This is a genomic window from Corynebacterium sp. 22-2729, assembly GCF_053479475.1.
Window position 1 is genome coordinate 79,778 of sequence record NZ_JBRBCA010000008.1, and the last position, 25,082, is coordinate 104,859.

Here is a 25,082-nt window from a genome sequence, read left to right on the forward strand (position 1 = left end):
GGATCGTGCAGGAATACTTGCATGTTAATCATGCAAGTATTCCTGCACAACTCCATTCGCTTTAACAGCCCTTGATCAACGCCCCCGATGAGGCACGCCTAGGCGTCGCGTACATTAGGCACATGACTTCCAGCGCCTCGCGAAATCGTCCACAGATTCCCATCCTCGGCACCGGTGGCACCATCAGCTGCACCCACTCCCCTGACGGCGATCTTGTACCGTCGCTGGCCTGCTCGGATATCGTTGGTCAAGCTCATATTCCCCAGGGGGTCGAGCCCGTCGCACACGACATCATGAGCATCGATTCCAGCTCGATCACCCTCCCCCAAATCGATGAGCTCATCGGCCACATCGCAAGCTTCTGCTCCCCTGCCCCAATCGGCATTGTGGTGCTGCACGGCACGGACACAATGGAGGAATCCGCCGTCGCCGCTGCATGCGCACTACAACTGCCGTGCCCCGTCGTGTTTACGGGCGCTCAGCGCCCAGGTGATGACGCCACACCGGACGGCCCGGCCAACCTTTCCCGCGCGTTAGCTGCACTGGCCACTGGGGAACTCGATCCGGGTGTTCATATAGTCTTTGGAGACTCCATCGTAGCCGCTCGTGGGGCCTATAAGGCCCACACCACTGCGGATACCGCCTTCCGCAATGCCCTGGCGGATTCCAACGTGGCGCAGGATTCAGCATCACGTCCTTTTAAGTCCTCCGACGCACCGAATCCTCCGCGGATCGCCGGACTATTCGTGCCCATCATCACTACCTTCGCAGGTGATGACGGCCAGCTCCTCCGTGCCTTGCGCGAAAGGGACACGAAAGAGAGCCCTGTAGATGGTCTGGTATTGGCTGCAATGGGATCGGGCAATATCCCCACCGCCGTGGCCGAAGAGCTGACGACCTGGCGCGCCAGTCGACAGGAGCTGGACCGCGCCGACCTACCTGTGGTGGTATGCAGTCGCGTGCCCACGGGAGGGGTTTCCTTCGTTTATGGCGGCACCGGCGGCGGAGCGCAGCTGGCGCGACATGGCCTCCGAAGTGGAGGCGCATTGCGACCCAGCCAGGCACGTATCGAGCTCCTATACGAGCTTGCTGCTACTCCTCCATCAGGCCGCTGAGATCCCACCCCAGACTATCCAGCGGATCAGCAGGGCTAAGGTCTGGATCGTCGATGCGGAAGGTGCGGGTCTTCCCCGGCCCGGTCGCAGCGGTTTCGAAGCGCACGCTAACCACCCCGTTGCCGGCTCCCTGCACCCATCCGTGGCCGTACTCCACGTGCGATACATCCTGGGTGGCATGCCAGGCCGGATGAACCGTGATGGCGTCATCAGTAAAAGCAGCAACACCAGAATCAGTAGGCTGATCAGCGACAATAGGTAGGGGTGGACCGTCGAGTTCGGGGAAGAGTAGCTCCTGACGATCGGCGACAAGCCCGGATACGCTCACTCCGACGAGACGAAAGGCACCGGCTTCCTCCGGACGCGGCATGAGACGCTGGGCGAGGGCAAAGATTTTATCGAAATCCTCTGTCGGCGCTGGCAAACCGGCGGACTTCGTGTGCAGTTGGAAGTCCGTGGTGCGGGTCTTGACCGTCACGGTGCGGGCAGCACGGCCGTCTTTAAGCAAACGGCGGTGCATAGCTTGCGCGGTCTCGTGGAGGACGCGCATGGCTTCGGCAGTAGTTCGCGCATCGGTCTGCAATGTTCTTTCAGCGCTGACCTGCTTGGCGGGTGCGCGGGGTGCCACGGGCCGCGGATCATCCCCGGCGGCCATGCGTTGCACCTCTGCCCCGACGGATCCTAAGGCACCCCGAATATCCTCTACGTCGGCGACTACAAATTGGCCGATCGTTTCGATCCCCATGGTGTGCAGCTTCCCCTGCGCAACTTTGCCGATGCCCCATATGTCGCCTACAGGTCGGTTCGCGAAGATCTCCATGCGTTGCTCTGGCGGCACCACAAATACTCCATGGGGTTTCGCTAGGTCACTGGCCATTTTTGCATCCAGCTTCGTGGCCGCCATGCCGACGGACGCAGGCAGGCCGGTTTCTTCCTCCACCCTGGCCTGTAGTTTTTCCGCCCACGCGCGGGCCTCGGCTACACTGCCAAGCCCCTGGGGTTCGGCAAAGCCCTCATCCACGGAGAGCTGCTCCACTACCCCGGCGTGGGCACGGATAACTTGGAAAATGCGTCGCGAGGCGGTGGTATATACCTCCTTTCGCGGAAGCACCACCACCGCGCGATGGTTGCATAGGCGCACGGCCTGGCCCATCGGCATTGCAGAGCGGGCGCCGTAGGCTCGCGCTTCATAGGATGCGCCTGCCACGACCCCGCGCCCGCCCAGCCCGCCGACGAGTACCGGACGACCGCGCAGAGTGGGCCGGGTGAGCTGCTCGACGGAGGCGAAGAACGCGTCCATGTCGATGTGAGCTACCCAGCGCATGTGCGTACCCTGTGGGCCTATTTCTTTATGACGCCACCGTGATGTCAGCCGAGCAACCGTCGGCGACGTCGTGGTTAAGCTGCTCACCGACGACGATCTTCACGTCCGTGGCCAGCACCTCCTTGCCGATGGTGTCCGTGTGGGTGTGGGCCCACTCTTCCTTGTCCGCAGGCACGGAAAGGGTCAGGTGGATCCGGTCGCTTACCTGCAGATCGGCAGCCTTGCGGGCTTCCTGCACGCCGCGCACGCGGTCAGCGGCCCAGCCTTCGGCTTCCAGCTCCGGGGTGGTCTGAGTGTCCAGAACCACCAAGCCGTCGTGGCCGGAAACCTCAGCAGTGTGCTCCGGGTCAGCGGCGACGAGCTTGCGGGTGAACTCCCCATCCTGCAGCTCAATGCCATACGCAGTGACAACACCAGCATCGTCGACGGTGTAGTTGCCGGACTTCACTGCCTTGATCACACGCTGGACATCCTTGCCCAGGCGTGGGCCAGCCACACGGGCGTTCACGACAACATCGAAGCTGCCGACCTTCGCTACGTCCTCGGTGAGCTCCACCTGCTTGACGTTCACCTCGTCGGCGATGATCTGCGTGAAGTCCTCCAACGCGTTGGCATTGGGCAGCGCTACGGTCAGCTTGGGCAATGGCAGGCGGTTACGCAGCTTGTGTGCCTTACGCAGGGAGCTCGTAGCGGAGCTAACGGCGCGAACAGCATCCATTGCAGCTACCAGCTCGGCATCAGCTGGCAACGCATCGGCCTGTGGGAAATCCGCAAGGTGTACGGAACGCTCGCCAGTCAGGCCGCGCCAAATAACTTCGGTAGTCATCGGCAGCAGCGGTGCAGCAGTGCGGCACAGCGTCTCCAGGACGGTGTAGAGGGTGTTGAAGGCCTCGGGGTGGACGGTGTCGCCCGCCCAGAAGCGGTCGCGGGAGCGGCGAACATACCAGTTAGTCAATGCGTCACAGAACCAGCGGATCTCGTCGCAAGCGGTGGCAATGTCCGTGTTGTTCAGTGCGTCGGTCACGCCCTGCACCGTGTCACGCAGCTTCGCCAGAATGTAGCGATCCAACACGTTGGTGGACGAGGTATCGTACTGCGCCGGCTGGGAAGCATAGAGGCGCAGGAAGGAGTAGGCGTTCCACATCGGCAGCATCGCCTGACGCACGCCCTCGCGGATGCCCTGCTCGGTGACGATCAGGTTACCGCCGCGCAGGATCGGCGAGCTCATCAGGAACCAGCGCATAGCGTCCGAACCGTCACGATCAAAGACCTCGTTGACGTTCGGGTAGTTGCCCTTGGACTTACTCATCTTCAGCCCGTCGTCGCCCAGCACGATGCCGTGTGCGACGACCTTCTTGAACGCCGGCCGGTCGAACAGTGCCGTAGACAGCACGTGCATGGTGTAGAACCAGCCGCGGGTCTGTCCGGAATACTCCACGATAAAGTCCGCCGGGGAATGGCTATCGAACCACTCCTTGTTCTCGAACGGGTAGTGCTTCTGTGCGAAGGGCATCGAACCGGACTCGAACCAGCAGTCCAGTACCTCCGGTACACGGCGCATGGTGGACTTGCCCGTCGGATCATCCGGGTTCGGGCGGGTTAGCTCGTCAATATCCGGGCGGTGCAGGGAGGCTGGCTTACGGCCGAAGTCACGCTCCAATTCCTCCAAAGAGCCGTAAACGTCCATGCGCGGGTACTCCTCGGAGTCGGAGACCCACACCGGAATCGGTGCACCCCAGTAACGGTTGCGGGAGATGTTCCAATCGCGTGCGCCCTCCAGCCACTTGCCGAACTGGCCGTCGCGAATGTGGGAGGGCATCCACTCGATCTGCTCGTGGTTCAGTTCCACCATGCGGTCGCGGAACTTCGTGACCTCAACGAACCAGGATGGAAGTGCCATGTAGATCAGCGGCTCGCCGGAGCGCCACGAGTGCGGGTAGGAGTGCTCGATCGTCTGGTGGCGGAGCACTCGGCCGGCGGCCTTCAGATCCTTAATGATGTCCTTGTTGGCGTCAAAGACCAGCTGGCCTTCATAGTCAGGGACTTGGGCGGTGAACTTGCCGTCCATGTCCACCGGGATGACCAGCTCGATATCTGCCTTCTGGCAGGTGTTCATATCGTCTTCACCGAACGCAGGAGCCTGGTGAACCACGCCGGTTCCGTCCTCAGTGGTGACATAGTCTGCGCTCAGGATCTGGAAGCCATTGTGCAGATCCTTAAAGTAGTCGAACACTGGGCTGTAGGTAAACCCAACCAGCTTTTCGCCGGGGAAGGTCGCCAGAACCTCGTGGTCCTCGCCTAGCTCCTTGCCGTAGGCACCCAGCAGAGCCTCCGCCAGGACCAGTTTCTGGCCGGCGAAGCCCTCGGTTCCCTTCTCTCCTACCTTGACCAGAGCATAGGTAACCTGAGGGTTCACAGCGAGCGCGGAGTTCGACGGAAGGGTCCACGGGGTGGTGGTCCATGCGATGGCGGATGCGTCGGAGAGCTCTGGGTGCTCAGCCAGCGTAGCTTCAGCAGCAGTTCCGGCATTCGCACCGGTCAGCGGCATGGTGACGGTCAGAGTCGGATCCTGACGCATCTTGTAGGAATCATCCAGGCGGGTTTCCTGATTGGACAGCGGAGTGTGCTCAGCCCAGGAGTACGGCAGCACGCGGAAGCCCTGGTAGATCAAGCCTTTGTCGTAGAGGTTCTTAAAGGCCCACATGACGGATTCCATAAAGCCCGGATCCATCGTTTTGTAGCCGTTGTCGAAGTCCACCCAGCGAGCCTGGCGAGTGACGTATTCCTTCCACTCATCCGTGTAACGCAATACGGACGATGCACAGTACTCGTTGAAGGAGCGCATGCCCATCTCTTCGATGCCAGCGCGATCCTTGATGCCTAGCTGCTTTTCCGCCTCCAATTCGGCGGGCAGGCCGTGGCAATCCCAGCCGAAAACGCGAGCGACCTTCTTGCCCTGCATGGTCTGGTAGCGCGGCACGATGTCCTTGACGTAGCCGGTCAGCAGGTGCCCGTAGTGCGGTAGACCATTGGCAAAGGGCGGGCCATCGTAGAAAACGTATTCTTCATTGCCTTCGCGGGCGGAAACGGATTCATTAAACGTGCCGTCCTTAGCCCAGTACTCGAGAACGTTCTCCTCGAGAGCAGGAAAGGCAGTCGAGCCGCCGTTAGACATATCGACGCGCGGGTAGGCGCCGCCAGCTGGGGTTGCTTCGCTCATGGTGGTTCCTATTTCTGTTCTGTTTTTCTTAATGACGCCCACAGCGGTGCTGCCGACGAGCATGTCATAGAAACAGGGACGCTTCGAGCCAACAAAGGCCTAAAACGCGGTACCACCCTGATTGGCGTAATCCGCCCACTTCTTCTCTTACAGCTGTGACGTGCCGCGACTCCGCCTGGTTCTAATGAGTATCCCTACCTCCTCGCCTAAGCGAAGTGAGGTGAAAACACCGTTCTTCCAGGAACGCTCCCCGATGATGGTCGGATCATTGCGTGTGGTTTTCTTTCTATTCAGTTACGGATCCCAGCCTACACGGCGCAAGTAGGGATCTTTGATTCAAGTCTCAGCTTGCTTGTTTTAGCGCTTGTGGTGGCGAATCAGGTCGTAAATGAACAGAGCCACGCCAAGCGCAGCTACAGCCACGCAAATCCAGGCCCAGGTGGTGGACCCGACCGCGAGGCTGACCACCAGCGCTATAAACCCGACAACCGCCAGGAGGATGGCTGCGAAAAGCATGTTCCAAATCCTCCTGGCGGTTGCGTTGGGACTTAAAGGGCTAGTGGGGTCAACGAAAACTAGTTGCTACTAGTTGTTCTGACCCTCTACCTCGATGGAGCCGGCAGGTGCAGCGGTGCCGCGGCTGTTGAGCTCTTCCAGCTGGGACTCCAGGAAGGTCTTCAGGCGGGTACGGTACTCGCGCTCGTAGGTACGCAGTTCCTCGATGCGTGCCTCGAGGGTAGCCTGCTGCTTCTTTACCGTGTTCATGATCTCGGTGTGCTTGCGCTCTGCGTCTTCCTGCAGGGCATTTGCCTTCTCCTGTGCGGAGCGGATCTGCGCCTGGGACTGAGCGGTGGCGTCGGAGATCATAACCTCGGACTTCTGCTTGGCGTCGGCCAGCTGTGCGCTCGACTTCTCCTCCGCGTCGGCCAGCATCTTCTCGGAACGGGTCTTCGCGTCGGACAGCTGAGCCTCGGAGCGCTTCTGGGCATCTGCCAGGGTGTTCTTGGAGCTAAAGTCCGCATCGTCGATGGTCTTCTTCGCAGTAGCGCGAGCCTCTTCCAGCATGCTAGAAGACTCGGCCTTAGCATCGCCGGTCAGGCGGTCTGCCATCTCCTGTGCCAGGGACAGAACGCGAGCTGCCTGCATGTGGGTTTCGGCAGTTGCGACGCCGGACTTGCCATCGCCGGAGGCTGCACCAGCCGGTACTGCAGCGGCGGCCTGAGCCGGAGCCTGTTTCTTTGCCTCTTCTGCGCGCTTCTCAGCCTGCGCAGCGCGCTCCTCGGCAGCCTTAAGCTTTGCTTCGTAGTCAGCCTTGATCTTCTTCTCGATCTCAGCAGCGTTCGGCTGTGCTGCATCCGCGCCCTGAGGCTGAGAGCTGCTCAGCTTAGCCTGTGCTTCAGCAGCTTCTGCGCGGGCGTCCTTACGAGCCTGCTCCAGCTTGGTGGAGTACTCGGACTCGAACTTGCCACGCAGCTCGGTCTCGATCTGGCGACGCAGTGCTGCCTCGTCAACCTTAGAGACACCTGCGGCTCCGGCGGCGCTCGCGGCACCTGCGGCACCGGCACCCTTGGCAGAGCCAGACTCCAGCTGCTCGACCTTCAGCTTGAGGTCGGAGTTCTCATCCTGCAGTTCCGCAAGAGTGTCCTCCACGAGATCCAGGAACTGGTCGACCTCGTCCTCGTTGTAACCACGCTTGCCGATCGGCGGCTTGCTAAAAGCTACGTTGTGCACATCAGCCGGAGTGAGTGGCATAGGTTGTACCTTTCCCTTTCGGATTGCCTCAAAGTGCTAGAAGGCGTTCGCAACAGTAATGAACTATTGATGGTTTATGAAACAGCTACAAAGCATACCAGTTTCCACCGGGACAGTCTCAACTTCAGATAGAGATTGACCCCTAGCCCTAGAATAACTTTAATTTACGAACACCACATCTGTATCACAGGCTACACTCCACCCCCACAGGCACCCCCATAGAAGATCTTCTGCCCTTTTTTGGAGAATACGTAACACTCGCCAGTGGACAGCGTTCTAACAGATGACGGAAAAAGGAAAACCGCCACCGGCTAGGACCCACATTCCCAACCAGTAGCGGTTTCCGTCACTACACACGACATCTCCGCAGCCTCACTCACGTACCGCGAAGATGTCCCTAATATTAGTGTCTTGAACGATTATTCACAACAGTCTTGTGATTATTTGTCGCCATCCCTCCCCCACTAGCCACCCCCTTAATTTTAGGATCCAAAGAAACTGCTGGAAGCAGCTTCAATAGTGAACTTTAGCGAGCTTTGTACCCGCTAGCTCACTCCCCTCATCACCCCCAATTCAGGGTTAGATCTGGCGGGTTTATACTCGCACTGAGGGCTTACTGAGGGCTTAGCGAATAAACGCTCCCAGCAACATGCTCAACAGCTGAAGTCCGAAGAAGAGAACTAATACGGAGACATCCAATCCCACTCCCCCAAGTTGGATCGGAGGAATCAGCTTGCGCAACGCCTTGACCGGAGGGTCGGTAAGAACAAACAAGGGTTCCGCCACGATGGTGAACCAACGCTGTGGTCGCCAATTACGCGAGAACGATTGAATCATCTCAATGATGATGCGCAGAATCAGGATCAGCACATACAGGCGAATCAGCCACAGCAGCACAAGCAGGATTTCGTTCACTTACAACAGCTCTTTCTACCAATGAAAGCCCGGCCGATGCATTCCGACGCGGGCTATTACTGGCTAACGACGATTGTCCAAAGGATCTTAAAAACTTAGATGGTCTCCGCGATGGCGTCCAGCTGATCCTGGGCCAGGGTCACGCCCTTCGGCAGCAAGATGAAGTTACGCACACCCTTTAGCTTCTTCAGCTGAGCATCCAGGCCACGGCTCAGGCCTGCAGCGAAATCCAGAACACGCTTAGCTTCGCCCTTTTCCATACCGCTCAGGGAAAAGACAACAACTTCACGTGCCTTCAGGTTCTCCACTAGTTCGCCCGCCTGGGTGTAAGAGCTCAAGGTGAAAGACACGAATGCCGAAGGATCCTTCTCCTCGGCGGCTGCGCCGGAGTAAGAGGAGGAGTAGCCGGAGTCAAAGGTGGCGTCAGAATCAGCGAAGCTTGAGCCACGAGAAGAGTAACGATCCTCGCGATCCGAGAACTCGGAACGGCTATAACGATCACCGCGCTCACCACGCTCCGCACGATCCAAGTGATCACGGTGATCGCGGTCCGAACGGGAGCGGTAGGAAGGCTCGTGTGCATCGCGATCGGCACGGTCTGCACGGTCGGAACGATCACGGGAACCGTAGCCGTCGCTGTAGTAATCGGCATCGTAGGATTCCACGGGATCAAAACCGAAGAAGCGCTTGGTCTTGTCCATAAAGTTGTCTGCCATTGCTCTTGAGGAACCTTCCGTTGCTAGTTTTTCGAGGGTGTTTAATTATTAACTTCTTGGTTTAAAGTACTGGTCGCGCGCCCATAATATCCGTACCGACACGCACCAGCGTGGTGCCTTCCGCGATGGCGATCTCCAGGTCACCGCTCATCCCCGCGGAGTACACTGGGGCACCCACCACCCGGTCGGAAATCCGCTCAACGAGCTGCCGTCCACGGGCGAACACGGTCGCCGGATCTGCCTCCAGCGGGGGCACAGTCATTAGTCCGCGCAGCTCCAGATTCTCCGCCGCGGAGACGGCGTCGGCGAGCTCGTCGATATCCGCTTCCACTGCCCCGCCACGCTGCGGATCTCCGTCGGCACTGTACTGCAACAGAACCGGCAGAGCAGACTCGCGGTCGCCTCGTTCTAAGGCTAACGCGGCGCCACGGTCGAGCGCCTGCAGCAGCTTCAAGGAATCGACGGTATGCACCGCTGCGGCCCATCGTGCCACGGAGTTCGCCTTTTTGGTCTGAACCTGCCCCACCATGTGGAACTGAAGTCCTGTCTCCGCCAATTGCGCGTGTTTATCGCGCGCTTCCTGTTCGCGGTTCTCGCCGACAGCAGTGACGCCCAAACGTACCAGCAGTCGGACATCCTCCGCAGGGTGGAACTTGGTGATGGGCAGCAAATCCGCTCCCCCAGCGACCGCGATGCGGCGACGCACCTGCGCCAGGTTTTCGGCGAGCTCTCGGGCGCGCGGTCCGAGCTCTGCATCCCCACCTGGCAGGTCGCTCGGCTCGTGAGTTTCGCTCAGCTGCTCTGTCATGGCATCCAGACTACGCCCGCTTGGCGGCCTGTCGTCCCCTCTCGGCGGTAGGAGAAGAAACGATCGGCGTTTTCCGAAGCGATAGTGCAGCGCGGGTCGGCGTCGATACTACGCACCCCAAGGGAAAGCAGTTGGCGGGTTAGACCAGCACGAATGTCCAGCCCGCTGGTGCCTTTGGCGGTAGTTGTGGCGGAACCGGGAAGTTTAGATTCCACATCGGCTGCCATAGCCTTCGGTACCTCGTAGTTCTCGCCGCTTGCAGCAGCGCCGAGCAGCGCATGAATATTGCTGGGAACAGCACCGAGATCCTCCATGCGAGCGATCACGCGCTTCAAGATCCCATTGCGAGCTCCCATGCGACCAGCGTGAACCGCCGCGACCACGCCTGCGTCCTCATCGGATAGCAAAACCGGAACGCAGTCCGCTGTAAGGACGATCAGGGCAGTCCCGCGCAGGGTGGTAATCAAAGCGTCGGTTGCTTCGATAATCGGGGAGGTGCCGGGCGTTAGGTGGTCGGCGGTGACCTCCGTAACGTTCGGCGAATGGATTTGCTCCATGAACACCAGTCGTTCCACAGCGAGCCCTAAGACATCGGCGAGACGCTGACGATTCTGGGCGACAGCCGCAGGGGCGTCACCTACGTGATCGCCGAGGTTAAAGGACCCATAGGCGCCGGTGGACACGCCACCATTGCGATCTGTAAAGACCTTCCGCACCTTAGGCTGGGGTTGCTGCTGGTCGTGTTTCTTAGGGCTCATGGGAAGCTCCTGCTCCTCACGCTGGTTCCTGGGTGCGAACTTCTAGTTGAAGTCCGGCAGGTCCAGGTCGTCCTCTTCCTCCGACAGGTCAACATTAGCGTTGGTCGGATTCTGAGGCTGCTGGGAAGCAGTAGTGAACAGGCCGCCGCCCTGGTTCGGCTGTGCCTGCTGCGTCGGCTGCGGCATGGTGCCACGACGCTGCGCGAAGCTAGACTGCGCGCCTGCCTGCTGAGCCGGATCAACCTGCTGTTCCTGCTGTGCCGGGATCTGCTGTCCCTGCACTGCATACTGGGAGTTCTGGCCTGCCTGTGGTGCTTCCTGACCGCCGAACAGATTCGTCGGCTGGGCAGCGCCCGCGTCAGCATTCTCGGGCGCACGGTGTGCACCGGCACGCTGGTTGGCAGAAGGTGCAGACGGAGAATCGTCGAAGCCGGTAGCAATGACGGTCACACGCACCTCGTCGCCCAGCTGATCGTCGATGATGGTACCGAAGATCAGGTTGACGTCCTCGTCGGCCTTCTCTTCCACCAGATCCGCGGCCTGGGAGACCTCCAGGAGCCCCAGATCCGAACCACCGGCGAAGGACAGCAGCACGCCCTTGGCACCTTCCATGGTGCTTTCCAGCAGCGGAGAGTTGATGGCGGCCTGGGTAGCCTTCACGGCGCGCTGTTCGCCGCGGGCGGTACCGATGCCCATCAGTGCGGAGCCTGCGTCGGTCATAACGGAACGCACGTCGGCGAAGTCCACGTTGATCACACCCGGGGTGGTGATCAGCTTGGTGATGCCCTCAACACCGCTCAGCAGCACCTCGTCGGCCTTGCGGAAGGCCTCCATCATGGACAGCTGCTCTTCGGACATCTTTAGCAGGGAGTCGTTGGGGATGACGATGAGGGTGTCACATACCTCGCGCAGAGCCTCGATGCCTTCCATTGCCTGCTTGCTGCGACGACGGCCTTCAAAGCCGAAGGGGCGGGTAACCACGCCGACAGTCAGGGCATTCTGCTTCTTAGCAATATTGGCTACGACCGGCGCAGCGCCCGTACCCGTGCCGCCACCCTCACCTGCGGTGACGAAGACCATGTCGGCACCGGCGAGGATCTCCTCGATCTGATCCTTGTGATCCTCGGCAGACTTGCGGCCCACCTCCGGGTTGGCACCTGCGCCCAGGCCACGGGTCTCCTCACGACCGATATCCAGCTTGATGTCCGCATCGGTGAGCATCAGTGCCTGTGCGTCGGTGTTGATCGCAATGAACTCCACGCCCTGCAGCTGCTCGTCGATCATGCGGTTGACGGCGTTTACTCCGCCTCCGCCGACGCCGACCACCTTGATCTCGGCGAGGTGGTTTCCAGGATTCGTCATGTGTGCTTGTCCGCCTTCCTAATGAATTTTTCGTGCTTTGCGGTTTGCCGGTTTGCTGTTGCGTCCATCTTCCTAGCCGTCAAGCATTTAGCGGCGCACATTTTTGGTGGCGTGTCGTATCCTTAAAGTTCAACTTAAGGCTTAAGCTGGGGTTTCAGCCCTACTTCACGGTGGGCATCGCGGGGTTGGAGACGTTCCAATTTCCCTTGCGTCCCAGCACGATACGGGTCGCTTCAGCCTTCTCATCTGCCCTGTCGGACGAACCCCAATACACCACCTGATTAGGGAAAAACAGGCGGATGCTATCTGCTGAACCAGCCTCGATCCCCTCCAACTTGCCCCGCAGTTCTGGGGACAAAGTCTGGAGAACCTTGGACGCTGAATCGATCGCGCGGGCATCGTCCGGCTTGGTTTTCTTAAACTCCAAAGCACCCTCGGGCTTCACACCCGTTAGGAACACCTGCCCGTTCTCGTCCACGACATGCGGCGTGTCGCCGTCCATCACATAGCCCACGGCATTGTGCTCAGTCACCTCGACCGTGACCGTCGTAGGCCAGGAACGCTTCACCGTCACCTTTTCCACCCACGCCACACTGGAAACTCCCTTAGCGGCGCTGGCCATGTCCAGGCGCAGCATGTTATCGCCAGCATTAATGGTGCTGGCCTCGCGAATCGCTTCCACGTCCGCATGAGTCGTACCCTGCACGTCGATCTGCGCCACTTTAAGGATCGGCACCGCATACATCAACACGCCCAGCAGCACGATAAGCGCCACCAGCCCCGCGATAATCTTCTGCACGCGCTTCTTCGGCGCCCCATTCTTCTTCAGGAACTTCTTGCCCTTGGCGCGCGCTGCGCTATCGCGTGTAATTCTGGACGCCCTACTCACCCGCGATCACCACGGTCCAGCTGCAGGAGAATCTCATCCGCCAGCATTGTCACGGTTCCCGCACCAATGGTCAGAACCATGTCACCAGGCTGTGCTAGGTCGGCAACGACGCCCGCCACGCTGGAGAAATCAGGTTCAAATACCCACTGGGTGGAAGCGTCGATCTTGTCTCCGATGATGCGAGAATCGACTCCCTCCACGGGCTCCTCGCGAGCGCCGAAGATATCCAACAGCACCACCTGATCAGCCAGAGAAAGTGCGTCGGCGAACTCCTGTGCGAAATTCATTGTGCGGGAGAACAAGTGCGGCTGGAAAACCGCCACAATGCGTCCGCCGCGAGCCTCCACTCGCTGGCGCGCAGCCGACAAAACGGCCGCCACCTCAGTCGGGTGGTGGGCGTAATCATCGTAGACCTCAACCTCACGACGAGTGCCGTGGTATTCGAAACGACGGCGTACACCGTCAAAACCGGCAATACCAGCAAACACCTTGTCCACATCCGCTCCCAACAGCACGCTGCCCAGCCCCGCCGCCGTGGCATTGAGCACCATGTGAATACCGGGGATGGCCACGCGCAGGGAGTATTCTCCGGCAGCCGGGGTGGCCTCAGTCAGTCGCAGCGTGGAGACAGTCCCTTCGGCGGTCACCTCCGTGGCTTCGATAATGGCCGCTGGGGTAACGGAAGAGTGGGCGTCACAAGCTTCGGCCGTGCCATATCCCACAACGGTAAAGGGCAGATCCATGCCATCGGCCGCAGCAGCTACCAAACCCTCCGCGAGCGCAGCCGACCCCGGATCGTCAAGGCAGGCCACCAAGTAACCACCTTCAATAATGCGGTGGGCGAACTTTTCAAAGACTTCGCGATAGGCCTGTTCGGTCTTGAAGTAATCCAGGTGATCGGGTTCGATGTTCGTCACGACCGCCACCTCTGGCGAGTAGGACAGGAAGGAGCCATCGGATTCATCCGCCTCGGCGACGAAGATATCGCCCGTGCCGTGGTGGGCGTTTGTGCCCGCACGGTTCAGCTGCCCACCAATGGCAAAAGAAGGATCCTGTCCCGCGGACTGCAAGGCGGCTACGGCCATCGATGTGGTTGAGGTCTTTCCATGCGTGCCCGCTAGTAGGAATGCACGCCTATCCTGCAACAACAGTGCCAGTACATCGGATCGACGAAGCACCGGGATACCCGACTCGCGGGCGGCAACGAGCTCTGGATTGTCCTGCGGGATTGCTGCGAAAGAAGTGACGACAACGGACGGCAGGTCGCCCAGGAGGCGCAGGTTATCCGCTGAATGCTCCACCTGGATCTGTGCCCCGGCTGCACGCAGCGCCAGAATGCTGCGTGACTCCTTCATGTCAGAACCGCTGACCTGGTAGCCGCGATCCAGCAGAATGCGGGCAATGCCGGACATTCCGGCTCCGCCGATACCCACCATGTGTACGCGTGTGAGATCCGTGGTTTGGGACTGCTCGCTCATCGTGGAAGAAGATGCCTTTCTAAGAAGGGAGGGGGGAAGTGTGGCTTCGTCAGAACGCTAACGCTTGTAGGCGGCAGCGATAATCTTCTGTGCAATTTTCTGTGCCGCGTCGCGGTGCCCTGCTGCGAGGGTGGCAAGGCTGGCGGCCTGCCAACGGGTCTCATCGCGCAACAATGGGATAACTTCCTGGGCGACGCGATGTTCGGTAAGTTCGGCGTCCTTGATGATTACTCCACCGCCAGCGTGAGTAATCGGACGAACGTTGAGTTCTTGTTCGCCATTGCCATGTGGCAAAGGCACGTAGATGCCTGGAAGGCCCACTGCGGATACTTCGGCGACAGTCATAGCACCGGAACGGCACAGGATGGCATCGGCGGCGGCCAGCGCCAAGTCCATTCGTTCGATATAGGGAACGGCTACATAAGGTGGCTTTCCTTCCTGGACTTCCTTGGGCAGCTCCACCGTATTTTTCTTGCCATAAGCGTGAAGCACGCCAATGCCCGCGTCCTGCAGAGTCTTCGCTGCGCCCACAACGGCCTCGTTGATGCTGCGTGCGCCCTGGGATCCGCCGGTGACTAGCAGCAGCGGTGCTTCTGCATCCACGCCGAAGAACTCCCGAGCCTCTGCCCGTAAAGCCTTGCGATCCATTTTCAGAACTGCGTCGCGCACCGGGATGCCTACGACCTCGGCCTCCAGACCGGAGTCTTCGACTGCTGCCAGACCCGTACCGCCTAGCTTTACTCCCAATTTGTTGGCTACGCCTGCACGGGCATTCGCCTCGTGGACGAAAAAGGGAATCTTGAGGGAGCGTGCAGCCAGATATGCCGGTGCGGACACATAACCGCCGAACCCGATCACCACATCAGCTTCCACTTCCCGCAGGATCTGCTTGGTTTCCTTGAGGGCTTTACGCAGGCGTAGCGGCAGGGTAGCTAGATCCTTGTTCAGTTTGCGGGGCACCGGCACTGGCGGAATCAGCTTCAAATCAAAGCCGCGAGCGGGCACCAGCGTGGTTTCCAAACCGCGGCTGGTTCCCAGCGCCGTAATGCGTGCATCAGGGCGCTGAGCGCGCACCGCTTCTGCCACGGCCATGGCGGGCTCAATGTGCCCTGCCGTTCCGCCGCCGGCAACGACGACTGATAGCTTCCGGTCGGCTTCTGGCTTCGGGTTCACTGGGCTAGCGCCTCCTGTGTCGGTTATCTAGATTTCTGCGGGTCTTGCGGGCTCTCTCTTGCCCTGAACTATCAGCCCGATTGCGGCTGCGTGGCATTGGCTTGGGAGTGGCCGTTGGGGGAAGATCCTGCCTTCGTACCCCATCGTAGCCACGCAAGCGGGACTCCCCACCGACCCGGCGGATCGATCGCTCCACTCGGTCGCGTTCCCGACGCACGTCTTGGCTGCCGCGGCCTGCACTAACCCGTTGACGGGTGACTGGTTCCCCATAGCTATAGGCCGTCTCACGGCGCTCTGTACGGCGCTGTTCTCCGGCTTTATACCCCCGGGGCTCCGGGAGCATAAGGATACGGTCGATCAGCGGGCGTCCCTCGTGCTGCATGGAAGAAATCGTCTCCGGCTCATTGCGCGCACAATTACACAGCAACCCCATAGAAAGCAGAGTGATGATCGCGGAGGAACCACCTGCGGAAATCAGTGGCAATTGAATACCGGTCACCGGCAGCAGGCCAACGACGTAACCCATGTTGAAAAACGCCTGCACAGCAATACCAATCGTCAGCGTGCCCGCCAATAGCCGGAGGAAAGGATCCGCCTGAGCCAACGCCGTACGAGTGCCGAAAAACGCAAGCATTCCGAACAGAATGACTACAATCACCGTGCCGAACAGACCCAATTCTTCACCAACGATGGCGAAAATGAAGTCGTTCTTCGCCTCAGGCAGATAAAACCACTTAGCGCGGGACTGCCCCAAACCGGCGCCGAAAAGCCCACCGTCGGAAAGGGAAAGGATTCCCTGGTGAGACTGGTAGGCCGCACCCTGTGTCGTAGTGTCGCCGAAATTCAGGGTCAGAGCATCCTTCCATGTCGTGATACGTGCACCACGGAAGCTCTTGCGGGAAATCGCGAATACTCCGAGCAATGCAACGCTACCCAGCATGGTGAAGAAGACCCGTTTATCAACTCCTGCAAAGAACATCAAGGCGGCGACCACGATGCCAGCGGAGAACATCATTCCCAGGTCCTTTTGGAACAACACCAGCAGCATGATCACCGCGCTAATGGCAATGAAGGCACCCAGCCCGGTGTTCAAGCGCCGCGTTGCGCGCGCCCGGTAGCTCACAGTCGCCGCTCCCCACACTGCTAGTGCCAGCTTGGCCACCTCGGAAGGCTGCACACCGATGGGACCAATGCGGATCCATGAATTCGAGCCGACCTCGTCACCACCAACACCGATGCCGGGGATAAGCACGGCAATCAGCATCAAGATCGCGATCACCAACAACGACGGCGAGTACTTTCGCACTGTCTCCGGGCGCATGCGCAGTGCAAACCACATCACCACCAGGCCGATCACCACAACCATGGCCTGCTTGATGAACTCGCCGAACACACTCGCGCCGCTTGCATAAGAGGTCACCATCGAGGACGACAGCACCATGATCAGACCCAAAACGGTCAGACAGGCGGTAACGACCATTAGCACCTTGTAATTCAGCTGCGGAGTGGCCAGCTGCGCGGAGACTTTGCGCTGCAAAGACGCGAAGCCACGCTCATTGCTATTCGCTCGATCAGCCTTCTGCTGTACGCTCTCGCGCGCCTGTGGATCCTGTGCGCTACGTTGTGCGCGCTTCCCCGCGCCGGGGATTTGCCGTCGCTTGGAATTGGATGTTGGCGTGGACATGGAAAAACACCTACCCCTTTTCCTGCTTCGTGTGTGCTGCCGGATCGTCAGGCTGTGTGTGACCGGGTGAATCAGCCTCAGCATAAGCCAAGGCATATTGGGCAAACAGGTCGCCACGCTGGCTCATCCCGCTAAACATGTCCAGTGACGCAGCCGCCGGTGCCAGAACCACGCTGTCACCCGGTTCTGCCAGCTCGTGGGCGGCACGGGCGACGGCACGCATTGCTTCCTCTGGATCGGTGGCGTCAATAAGGGTGATCGGCAGTTCCGGCAGCTGCCGTGAGACCTCGGCGGCGAGTTCCTTCCGGTCCACGCCGAGAGCCACGACAGCTTTAAGGGCACCGCCGATCGCACGGATTAATCCGTCAACAGCTGCGCCCTTTAACTGGCCGCCGGCAATCCAAATCACGTTGTGCTGACCGCGGAGGGCTGCTTCGGCGGCGTGTGGGTTCGTGGCCTTCGAGTTGTCGATCCACGTCACCCCGCGATGGTCCAGAACAACCTGACCGCGGTGGGCCTGCACCTGGAAGCCAGCTAGTGCGTTTTGGATGGCCTCCGGCGTCACGCCTACAGCACGTGCCATCGCCGCACTGGCCGCAGCATCGGCCAGTCCCGCGGGGCCGGGCGGGCTGATGCCTTGAGCCGGCGCCAAGTCAGTGATTTGGCTGGGATCGCCGAGGTTCGCCTCGACTAGCCGTCCATTGCGCACACCGACGATGCGCTCTATGTCCTTCGTTACTGGTGACGCCGCCTGTTCCGGATCGTGAATCGTGTAGGCACCGCACGCCGCTACCTGGCGGGCTTGTGCAGTGGACAGTACGTCGGCGTCATCCAATGCCAGGATGGAATCCGTTGCAGTCAAGACCTGTGCCTTGTCTGCACAATAGTTTTCGTAACTTCCATGCCAATCCAGGTGGTCCTCGGCAAGGTTGAGGATGCAACCCACCGTGGGCACAAACATGGGAGCCCAGTGCAGCTGGAAACTGGACACTTCCGCGACAAAGACATCCGATCGCGGAGCACCCCGGTGCTGCGCAGCCAACGCGGCCGCGGGTGCGATTCCGATATTGCCGACCGAAAGGGCTGCGCGCCCATCCGCAACCAACATGGACGTCAGCATGGCAGTGGTTGTCGTTTTGCCATTGGTGCCGGTAATGGCCAGCCACGTTCGTGGCTCGCCGAAAGCCCCTGCCTGGTCGGCGAGCCAAGCGGCGGCGATGTCCCCTATCACGGGAATGCCCAGGTCTGTGGCTCGTACCAGCAATGGGGACTCGGGCTTCCACCCCGGAGAGGTCACAACCATTCGCGGAGCCAGCTGGTCAAGCGATTCGGTAGCTTCAGCTACTCCCAGCAAACGGAGTTCGGTATCGCCGTCCTCGGCAATGTGGCTAAGCACCTGTGCGTTATCGTCGGCGACCACGACGTGGCGGGCTCCGAGAGCACAGAGCATGGAGATCACGCCTCGTCCGGCCACGCCAGCCCCCGCGACCAGGATTGTCTCGGTGCGCATGGTGTGTAGGGCGTCTGCGGGTTGAAGTGCGTGTGTGGGTTCCACGGCTTTGCCTGTCCTTCGGGTTCTTACATTGCTAAATATGTGCTGTTGATAGTGAGCTACTGGTTGATGGGCGTCCTACCAAGTGGCGGAGTTCAACCACTCGGCGTAGAACAATGCGAAGCCGGACATTGCAGCCAACCCGGCGAGCAACCAGAAGCGGATAACCACGGTGGTTTCGGCCCAGCCTTTGTTCTCAAAGTGGTGGTGAATCGGTGCCATTCGGAAAACGCGCTTACCGGTGGCCTTAAAGGAAACCACCTGAATAACAACGGAGGCGGCCTCAATAACGAAGATGATGCCAACCAGGATCATCAGCAACTCCGTCTGAGTGGTGATGGATAGACCTGCCACCAGACCACCCAGTGCCAAAGAACCAGTGTCGCCCATGAAAATCTTCGCCGGTGCAGCGTTCCACCATAGGAAGCCCAGACAAGCGCCCAGTCCGGCAGAAGCCAACATCGACAGATCCAGCGGATCACGTACCGCATAGCAGGCCGCCTGCGCGCTCACAGAGCAAGAATTACGGAACTGCCAGAAGGTAATCAGTACATAGGTTCCCATCACCATTGCGGTCACGCCACCGGCGAGGCCGTCCAAACCATCGGTCAGGTTCACGGCATTGGACCAAGCGGAAATGACCAGGTAGATAAAAATCAGGAACAAGATGGTGCCCACGATGGCCGGACCAATAGCGATATCGAATGTAGCGATGTCGCGGATGGCCGAGAGGTGGGTGGAACCCGGAGTGAGGCCACGGGAATTCGGGAACTGCAGAATCAGCACGCCGAAAATAATTGCGGTAGCCAGCTGGCCAACCAGCTTAGCCTTAGCGTTTAGTCCCAGATTGCGTCCCTTGACTAGCTTGATGTAGTCATCGGCGAAGCCCAATCCGCCCAGTGCAAGGGTCAACCCAAGCACGAGCCATCCACTTACTCCTGGACCTGCGCCAGTGGTAGCCAATCCCACCAGTACGCCCACCAAGTAGCCGAACAGGATGCCAGCAAGGATGGCGATTCCGCCCATGGTCGGGGTGCCGCGTTTCTTGAAGTGGGATTTCGGACCCTCTTCTCGGATCTCCTGGCCTAATCCTTCGGCGGAGAACCAACGGATCAACAAGGGTGTCAGGGCAACAGACACGACGAAAGCAACCGCACCCGCGATAAAGATTTGCAACATGGGTCTTTTAAGCTCCTTGGTCTTCGCCGATGAGCAGTCCTTCTGCCACGGCCCACAGTCCATCCGAATACGATGCCTTAATCAGCACCACATCCTGCGAGTTCAAACTCGTATCTAGGTAGTTCACCGCGCCGTCGATATTCTCGACAACCTGCGTGTCCACTCCACTTTCACGGGCGGCAGTGGCCAGTGCGTGCTGGTTTACACCATTGCCCACGATGACGGCGTGGTCGATTCGCCGCTGAGCGAGCACTCGGCCCAGCTCTGCGTGTTCGTCACTTGCATCATCACCAAGCTCACCCATCTGGCCCAAGACAGCCCAGCTCTCCGCATCGGGGCGGCCCTTGGCTGTGAAGGCCAAAGCGTCGATGCCGGCGCGCATAGATTCGGGGTTGGCATTATAAGAGTCGTTGATAATGGTCACCCCGTCGGAGGTGCGCGTGCGCACGTCCATGCGGTTCACGCTGGCAGCGACATGGGAGCTCAGGGAAGTCGCAACCTGTGCGGCGTCAATACCCATTTCGATGCCCACCGCTGCGGCGGCGAGAGCATTGGACACCTGGTGAGCGCCGAAAACGGACAACTCCACACGCACCGGTTCACCCTTCGGGTGGTGCAAAAGGAAGCTGGCTCGAGCTACCGCGTCCAGCTCGATGTCGGTGGCATAGTAGTCTGCCGGCACTCCGGCGGCACCTGTGGTTCCTTCGGTGGAGAATCGCACTACGCGCGCTGCGGTGCGCTTGTCCATTGCCGCTACCTTGTCGTCGTCGGCGTTCAGCACGGCCAGGCCACCGTCTGCGGCCTGTGGCAGAGCTTCTACCAGCTCACCCTTGGCTTGGGCGATAGCCTGGCGGGATCCGAACTCGCCCAGGTGGGCACTGCCGACATTCAGCACCACGCCCACGCGTGGCGGCGTGACCGTCGTCAAATGTTGAATGTGTCCCACACCGCGAGCGGACATTTCGCTGACCAGGAAGCGCGTCTCGCGTCCCGCGCGCAACGCGGTGTACGGTAGGCCAATCTCATTGTTAAAACTGCCGGGCGGGGCTACGGTCTCCCCTGCCTCCCGCAGTACTGCACCAATCAGGTCCTTCGTGGACGTCTTACCTGCGGAGCCGGTCACTCCCACAACGACCATTCCTTCTTCGGCGGCCAGAACGTCGGTGTTGTATCGAGCCAGCTTGTCGACGGCTGCCAACACTGCGGCACCGTGGCCTTCTGCGTCGAATTCGAAGGCGGTCGCATTGGAGGTCTGCTCATTCATCTGCACAGGTTCCGCCAACAGCGCCGGCTGCTCCACTCCCCGGCCTACAACTAGAAGGGCGGCGCCGTTGCGTAACGCAGAGTCCACAAAGTCGTGGCCGTCGGCTTTGGCACCGGGCAGGGCCATAAAGATCGCCCCGGGGGTGATCTTGCGTGAGTCGAACTCCACCGGTCCGGTTACCACGGCCTGCGGGTCCGCGCCGTTGATGAGAGACCCGCCCGTCACGTCGGCGATCTGTTGTGTTGTTAGTTCAATCATCGCTGCTCACTACTTTCGCTCTGTCTACCCTCGCGCTCTGAATGTGCCTGTGCCCGCTGGGTCAAGGCGTTCGCCAGCTCCTCCACATCGTCGAAGGGGTGCATAACTCCCGCGACGAGCTGGCCCTTCTCATGCCCCTTGCCTGCTATAACCACTGCATCGCCCGACTGTGCCCAGCTCACGGCAGCAGCAATAGCCTCAGCCCGGTCGGGCACGATCTCGCACACTGTCTCTTTGTCTTGTTGCTGCTTTTTCTTTTTGAGGACGCCCTCACGCGCCCCTGCATAGATCGCTTCCCGGATCGTAGACGGCTCCTCGTCTCGAGGATTATCATCCGTCACGAACACCGCGTCTGCCAGCTCAGCGGCAATGCGTCCCATAATGGGGCGCTTCTCGTGGTCACGATTGCCACCGGCACCGAGGACAATCCCGATACGAGCGTACGGGTCAGGAAGGTAGTCGTGGAGACTACTTAGCACCGCCTGTACAGCCCCCGGCTTGTGTGCGTAATCCACCATGGCCAGGAAGTCTTGGCCGGCTTCAACAAGTTGCATGCGACCTGGCACCTGCACATCCGCCAGCGCCTGTACTGCAGGGCTTTCAGATGTGAGCGTCTCCCCGGTTACGGCCTCAATACAGGCCAAAGCAACTAGGCTATTGGCTTGGTTAAAGGCTCCGGCCATGCCGATGCTGTAGTCCAGTTTGCGGGGGCTTTCTGCCCCGGTGATCTCCACCCCAATGTGCTGACGGCCACTGGCTGACACCTCTGCGGAAGTGATGGCCCATGCAGGGTTGGTGTTTGCTTCCGGACGCTCAGCGGAGTCGTTCTTCGTCTGCGGATATAGCGCCACTGTGGACGAGAACTGAGCGGCGATGTCGCGCATACGCTCGCCCCACTCATCTTCACAGCAAATCACTGCGATACCAGGCTGCTGGCCATCCTCCGCACGCTCGAAAAGCAATGCCTTGGCCTGGAAGTAGTCCTCCATCGTCGGGTGGAAATCCAGGTGGTCTTGGCTGAGGTTCGTAAACGCCGCCACGTCAAAATGCAGGCCACGTACACGCCCCAGCTGCAATGCGTGGCTGGATACCTCCATGACCAGGTGCGTGGCTCCCTCTGCAACCATGCGCGCCAGCAGCGCCTGGAGGGTCGGCGCCTCCGGGGTGGTCAGCGAAGTTGGAATTGACTTGCCGTTAATGCGGGTGCCCGTCGTGCCAATCAGGCCTACCTTCAGCCCTGAATCCAGCAAAGCCTTTTCGACGAGGTAGCTGGTAGTTGTCTTGCCGGAAGTGCCGGTGATGCCAATGGTCTTCAGCTGACGCGCCGGGTGGCCATAAATCTCTGCGGAAACCGGACCCATCCATTCGCGTACATCATCGACAACAATGCACGGAAGTGGAGTGGGGGCGTCTTCAATAATCCGCTGGCCCGCGGCGTCAGTAAGCACGGCTACGGCATTGCTATCCGCGGCGAAGGTCGCTCCATGTACCTTCTGCCCTGGAACTGCGCAGAAGAGCCCGCCCGGTTGTACATCTCGCGAGCCGATTGCTGCCGATGTAACCTCCACGCCTTGCCAGGGTCCTGTGAGGGTACCACCGCAGATTTCGGCGAGACGTTTTACAGATGTCATTGATTTGCCTCCAGCATCAACTTCGGTCCGGGCTTTTCAGATGGGGAAACGTTGTAGTGATCCAGCATCCACGCCATGATGTCGTGGAACAGCGGTGCCGCGGTTCCGCCCGCGCCGCCGTCGGTTCCGCGCTGCGGATTGTCCAGCATGATTCCCACGACGAAGCGAGGTTTATCAGCAGGGGCTATACCCGCAAAGTTAATCCAATAGGAAGAATTTGAATAGGCTCCGGAATCTGGGTCGATTTGCTGGGCGGTACCTGTCTTGCCGGAAACCTGGTAGCCATCAATAGCTGCCGGAGCACCGCTACCCTGCTGGACTCCCGTCTCGTCCTTTTGGGTTACTGCGCGGAACATGTCAACGGTCGTCCGGGCAGTCTCCGGGGAGACTACCCGAGTTTCCTTTGCCGGGTCGGTGGGCAGCTCAGCGCCGTTGGAGGATGTGATCTTCTTGATCAATCGTGGCTCCACGCGCACGCCGTCGTTTGCCAGCGCCTGGTAGATGCTCGTCATTTGCAGCAGGTTCATCGACATACCCTGGCCGATCGGGAGATTGGCGAAGGTGCCGCCAGACCACTGGTTGAGCTCCGGCATGTAGCCGCTCACCTCATAGGGCAACCCCACTCCCGCTGCCTGGCCCACGCCGAACTTGCGGAAGTAGTCGTACATCTTCTCCTCGCCTACCCGCTGCGCGAGCATGAGGGTGCCAACGTTAGACGACTTACCGAAAACACCGGTGGTGGTGTACGGAACCTCTCCGTGTTCCCAGGCGTCCTTCACCGTTACACCGGCCATGTCGATGCTGCCAGGAATCTTAAGTACCTCGTCCGGGGTCGTTTTGCCCTCTTGGATCGCAGCGGCGGCAGTCATGATCTTGGCGACGGAGCCGGGTTCAAAGGAATCTGCCGTAGGGCGGTCGCCAAAGACCTTCTTACGCTTCAGTTGCTTTTCGATGTCACCGTTGGGATCAATCGAATCGCTGGATCCCATGGCAACAATCTCGCCGGTCTTGGAGTCCAAGACGACGGCGGAGGCAGACTTGGCTCCGGACTTTTCCCGTGCCTGCTGCAATGCCTGCTGCATATAGGTCTGCGCGTCAAGGTCGATGGTCAGCTCGTAGGAATCACCATCGACTGCGGGATGCACGTCACGGGTGGATCCTGGAATCAGGTAGCCGTCACCTGCGACGTCTACAGTGCGGGAGCCGTTGATCCCCTGCAATCGAGCGTCCTGGGAAAGCTCGAGGCCGAACTGCCCCTGGTTATCAGTGCTGATCTTGCCGATCATGTTTTGTGCGACCGCACCGTTGGGGTACTGCCGCAGATCTTGACGCTCGGCAGTGATCTCGGGGAATTCCTCAGCGACTTTCTCGGCGACATCCGGATCGACGTTTCGAACCAGTACCTCATAGTCCTTATCGCTCTTCAGCTTGTCACGGATGTCATCTTCTTGGATGTCATCGCCTTCTTTGTTGATCATCTCCGGCAGGCGCTTGGCGATATCCTCGATGCGCTGCTTTGGCTCCGGCACGTTCTCGGGGTCTAGTTCATGACGCTCCTGCATGAACGACTCGAGCTTCTTCGGGTGCACTGACAGGCTGCGGGCATCCATTGTGTAAGCCAATATCTGGCCGTTGCGGTCAGTGATCCCGCCGCGCAGGGCCGGCTCGGTGACGACTGAGGTGCGCTGCAACTGTGCCTGTGTGGACAAAGACGGGCTAGCGACCAGCTGCACCCAGACCAAACGCAGGATAAGTGCGAAAACAGTCAAGAAGATAACAAGGAACACAAGACGGACGCGTTTGTTAAAGCGCCCGAAGGAGGTATCCAAGATCAACCACGAGTTACCTTCAACCGTCCGCGGGGAGCGGCGGTCGTTACTTTTCGACACGTGGTTGTCCTCCTTTCTAATCACTCTTGGCTATTGTCCCCACAAATACGAAAACAGGCCGGGGTTGCTCCCGGCGTGTCTGAAGTTTTCGCACCGATCCTTCTCGCTTGTGAAC

General features: G+C 59.8%; 19 protein-coding genes. 1 reads left to right on the plus strand and 18 read right to left on the minus strand.

Features of this window, described 5'->3' with window-relative positions; genetic code table 11:
• Nucleotides 1-122: 122 nt before the first annotated feature.
• Nucleotides 123-1,115 carry an asparaginase gene (locus ACUY2T_RS07315; RefSeq protein ID WP_448308101.1) on the plus strand — a complete coding sequence of 331 codons (993 nt, stop codon included), beginning with the start codon at nucleotides 123-125 and terminating at the stop codon, nucleotides 1,113-1,115.
• Here ACUY2T_RS07315 and ACUY2T_RS07320 read toward each other — a convergent pair.
• From ACUY2T_RS07320 to ACUY2T_RS07405, 18 genes are all read right to left on the minus strand, one after another.
• On the minus strand, nucleotides 1,093-2,439 hold the full coding sequence (locus tag ACUY2T_RS07320) for a DNA polymerase IV (protein WP_448308102.1): 1,347 nt from the start codon (nucleotides 2,437-2,439) through the stop codon (nucleotides 1,093-1,095). The genes ACUY2T_RS07315 and ACUY2T_RS07320 overlap by 23 nt on opposite strands.
• A gap of 25 nt (nucleotides 2,440-2,464) precedes the next feature.
• Nucleotides 2,465-5,659, minus strand: coding sequence for an isoleucine--tRNA ligase (gene ileS / locus ACUY2T_RS07325; RefSeq protein WP_448308103.1), 3,195 nt, complete (start codon nucleotides 5,657-5,659; stop codon nucleotides 2,465-2,467).
• Between the two features lie 357 nt (nucleotides 5,660-6,016).
• Nucleotides 6,017-6,175: a hypothetical protein gene (locus tag ACUY2T_RS07330; protein ID WP_293791325.1), complete on the minus strand. Its 159-nt coding sequence runs from the start codon at nucleotides 6,173-6,175 to the stop codon at nucleotides 6,017-6,019.
• 69 nt (nucleotides 6,176-6,244) lie between these two features.
• Nucleotides 6,245-7,411, minus strand: coding sequence for a DivIVA domain-containing protein (locus ACUY2T_RS07335; protein WP_448308104.1), 1,167 nt, complete (start codon nucleotides 7,409-7,411; stop codon nucleotides 6,245-6,247).
• A 624-nt stretch (nucleotides 7,412-8,035) separates the two neighbouring features.
• The gene (locus tag ACUY2T_RS07340) at nucleotides 8,036-8,326 is read right to left on the minus strand and encodes a YggT family protein (protein WP_293791327.1); all 291 of its coding nucleotides are present in this window, start codon (nucleotides 8,324-8,326) and stop codon (nucleotides 8,036-8,038) included.
• A gap of 95 nt (nucleotides 8,327-8,421) precedes the next feature.
• On the minus strand, nucleotides 8,422-9,042 hold the full coding sequence (locus ACUY2T_RS07345) for a cell division protein SepF (protein ID WP_448308105.1): 621 nt from the start codon (nucleotides 9,040-9,042) through the stop codon (nucleotides 8,422-8,424).
• A 61-nt stretch (nucleotides 9,043-9,103) separates the two neighbouring features.
• Nucleotides 9,104-9,850, minus strand: a complete 747-nt coding sequence (locus tag ACUY2T_RS07350) for a YggS family pyridoxal phosphate-dependent enzyme (RefSeq protein WP_448308106.1) — start codon at nucleotides 9,848-9,850, stop codon at nucleotides 9,104-9,106.
• Nucleotides 9,847-10,608, minus strand: coding sequence for a peptidoglycan editing factor PgeF (gene pgeF / locus ACUY2T_RS07355; RefSeq protein ID WP_293791330.1), 762 nt, complete (start codon nucleotides 10,606-10,608; stop codon nucleotides 9,847-9,849). Before pgeF ends, ACUY2T_RS07350 begins: the two co-directional genes overlap by 4 nt.
• 42 nt (nucleotides 10,609-10,650) lie before the next feature.
• Entirely contained in the window at nucleotides 10,651-11,970 is a 1,320-nt protein-coding gene (ftsZ, locus tag ACUY2T_RS07360; RefSeq protein WP_448308107.1) for a cell division protein FtsZ, read from the minus strand.
• A gap of 160 nt (nucleotides 11,971-12,130) precedes the next feature.
• Nucleotides 12,131-12,859, minus strand: coding sequence for a cell division protein FtsQ/DivIB (locus tag ACUY2T_RS07365; RefSeq protein WP_293791332.1), 729 nt, complete (start codon nucleotides 12,857-12,859; stop codon nucleotides 12,131-12,133).
• Nucleotides 12,856-14,337, minus strand: a complete 1,482-nt coding sequence (murC, locus tag ACUY2T_RS07370) for a UDP-N-acetylmuramate--L-alanine ligase (protein ID WP_448308108.1) — start codon at nucleotides 14,335-14,337, stop codon at nucleotides 12,856-12,858. Before murC ends, ACUY2T_RS07365 begins: the two co-directional genes overlap by 4 nt.
• A 57-nt stretch (nucleotides 14,338-14,394) precedes the next feature.
• Nucleotides 14,395-15,510: an undecaprenyldiphospho-muramoylpentapeptide beta-N-acetylglucosaminyltransferase gene (gene murG / locus ACUY2T_RS07375; RefSeq protein WP_448308109.1), complete on the minus strand. Its 1,116-nt coding sequence runs from the start codon at nucleotides 15,508-15,510 to the stop codon at nucleotides 14,395-14,397.
• A gap of 4 nt (nucleotides 15,511-15,514) precedes the next feature.
• A complete protein-coding gene (gene ftsW / locus ACUY2T_RS07380) occupies nucleotides 15,515-17,194 on the minus strand; it encodes a putative lipid II flippase FtsW (protein WP_448308110.1) in 1,680 nt (559 codons plus the stop codon).
• Nucleotides 17,195-17,204: 10 nt separating this feature from the next.
• The gene (gene murD / locus ACUY2T_RS07385; protein WP_448308111.1) at nucleotides 17,205-18,749 is read right to left on the minus strand and encodes a UDP-N-acetylmuramoyl-L-alanine--D-glutamate ligase; all 1,545 of its coding nucleotides are present in this window, start codon (nucleotides 18,747-18,749) and stop codon (nucleotides 17,205-17,207) included.
• A 75-nt stretch (nucleotides 18,750-18,824) separates the two neighbouring features.
• Entirely contained in the window at nucleotides 18,825-19,925 is a 1,101-nt protein-coding gene (gene mraY, locus ACUY2T_RS07390; protein WP_293791336.1) for a phospho-N-acetylmuramoyl-pentapeptide-transferase, read from the minus strand.
• Nucleotides 19,926-19,932: 7 nt separating this feature from the next.
• Nucleotides 19,933-21,447, minus strand: a complete 1,515-nt coding sequence (locus ACUY2T_RS07395) for a UDP-N-acetylmuramoyl-tripeptide--D-alanyl-D-alanine ligase (protein WP_293791337.1) — start codon at nucleotides 21,445-21,447, stop codon at nucleotides 19,933-19,935.
• Nucleotides 21,444-23,078 carry a UDP-N-acetylmuramoyl-L-alanyl-D-glutamate--2,6-diaminopimelate ligase gene (locus tag ACUY2T_RS07400; protein ID WP_448308112.1) on the minus strand — a complete coding sequence of 545 codons (1,635 nt, stop codon included), beginning with the start codon at nucleotides 23,076-23,078 and terminating at the stop codon, nucleotides 21,444-21,446. The genes ACUY2T_RS07395 and ACUY2T_RS07400 overlap by 4 nt, the downstream gene beginning before the upstream one ends.
• Nucleotides 23,075-24,967, minus strand: coding sequence for a peptidoglycan D,D-transpeptidase FtsI family protein (locus tag ACUY2T_RS07405; RefSeq protein WP_448308113.1), 1,893 nt, complete (start codon nucleotides 24,965-24,967; stop codon nucleotides 23,075-23,077). The genes ACUY2T_RS07400 and ACUY2T_RS07405 overlap by 4 nt, the downstream gene beginning before the upstream one ends.
• Nucleotides 24,968-25,082 lie beyond the last annotated feature (115 nt).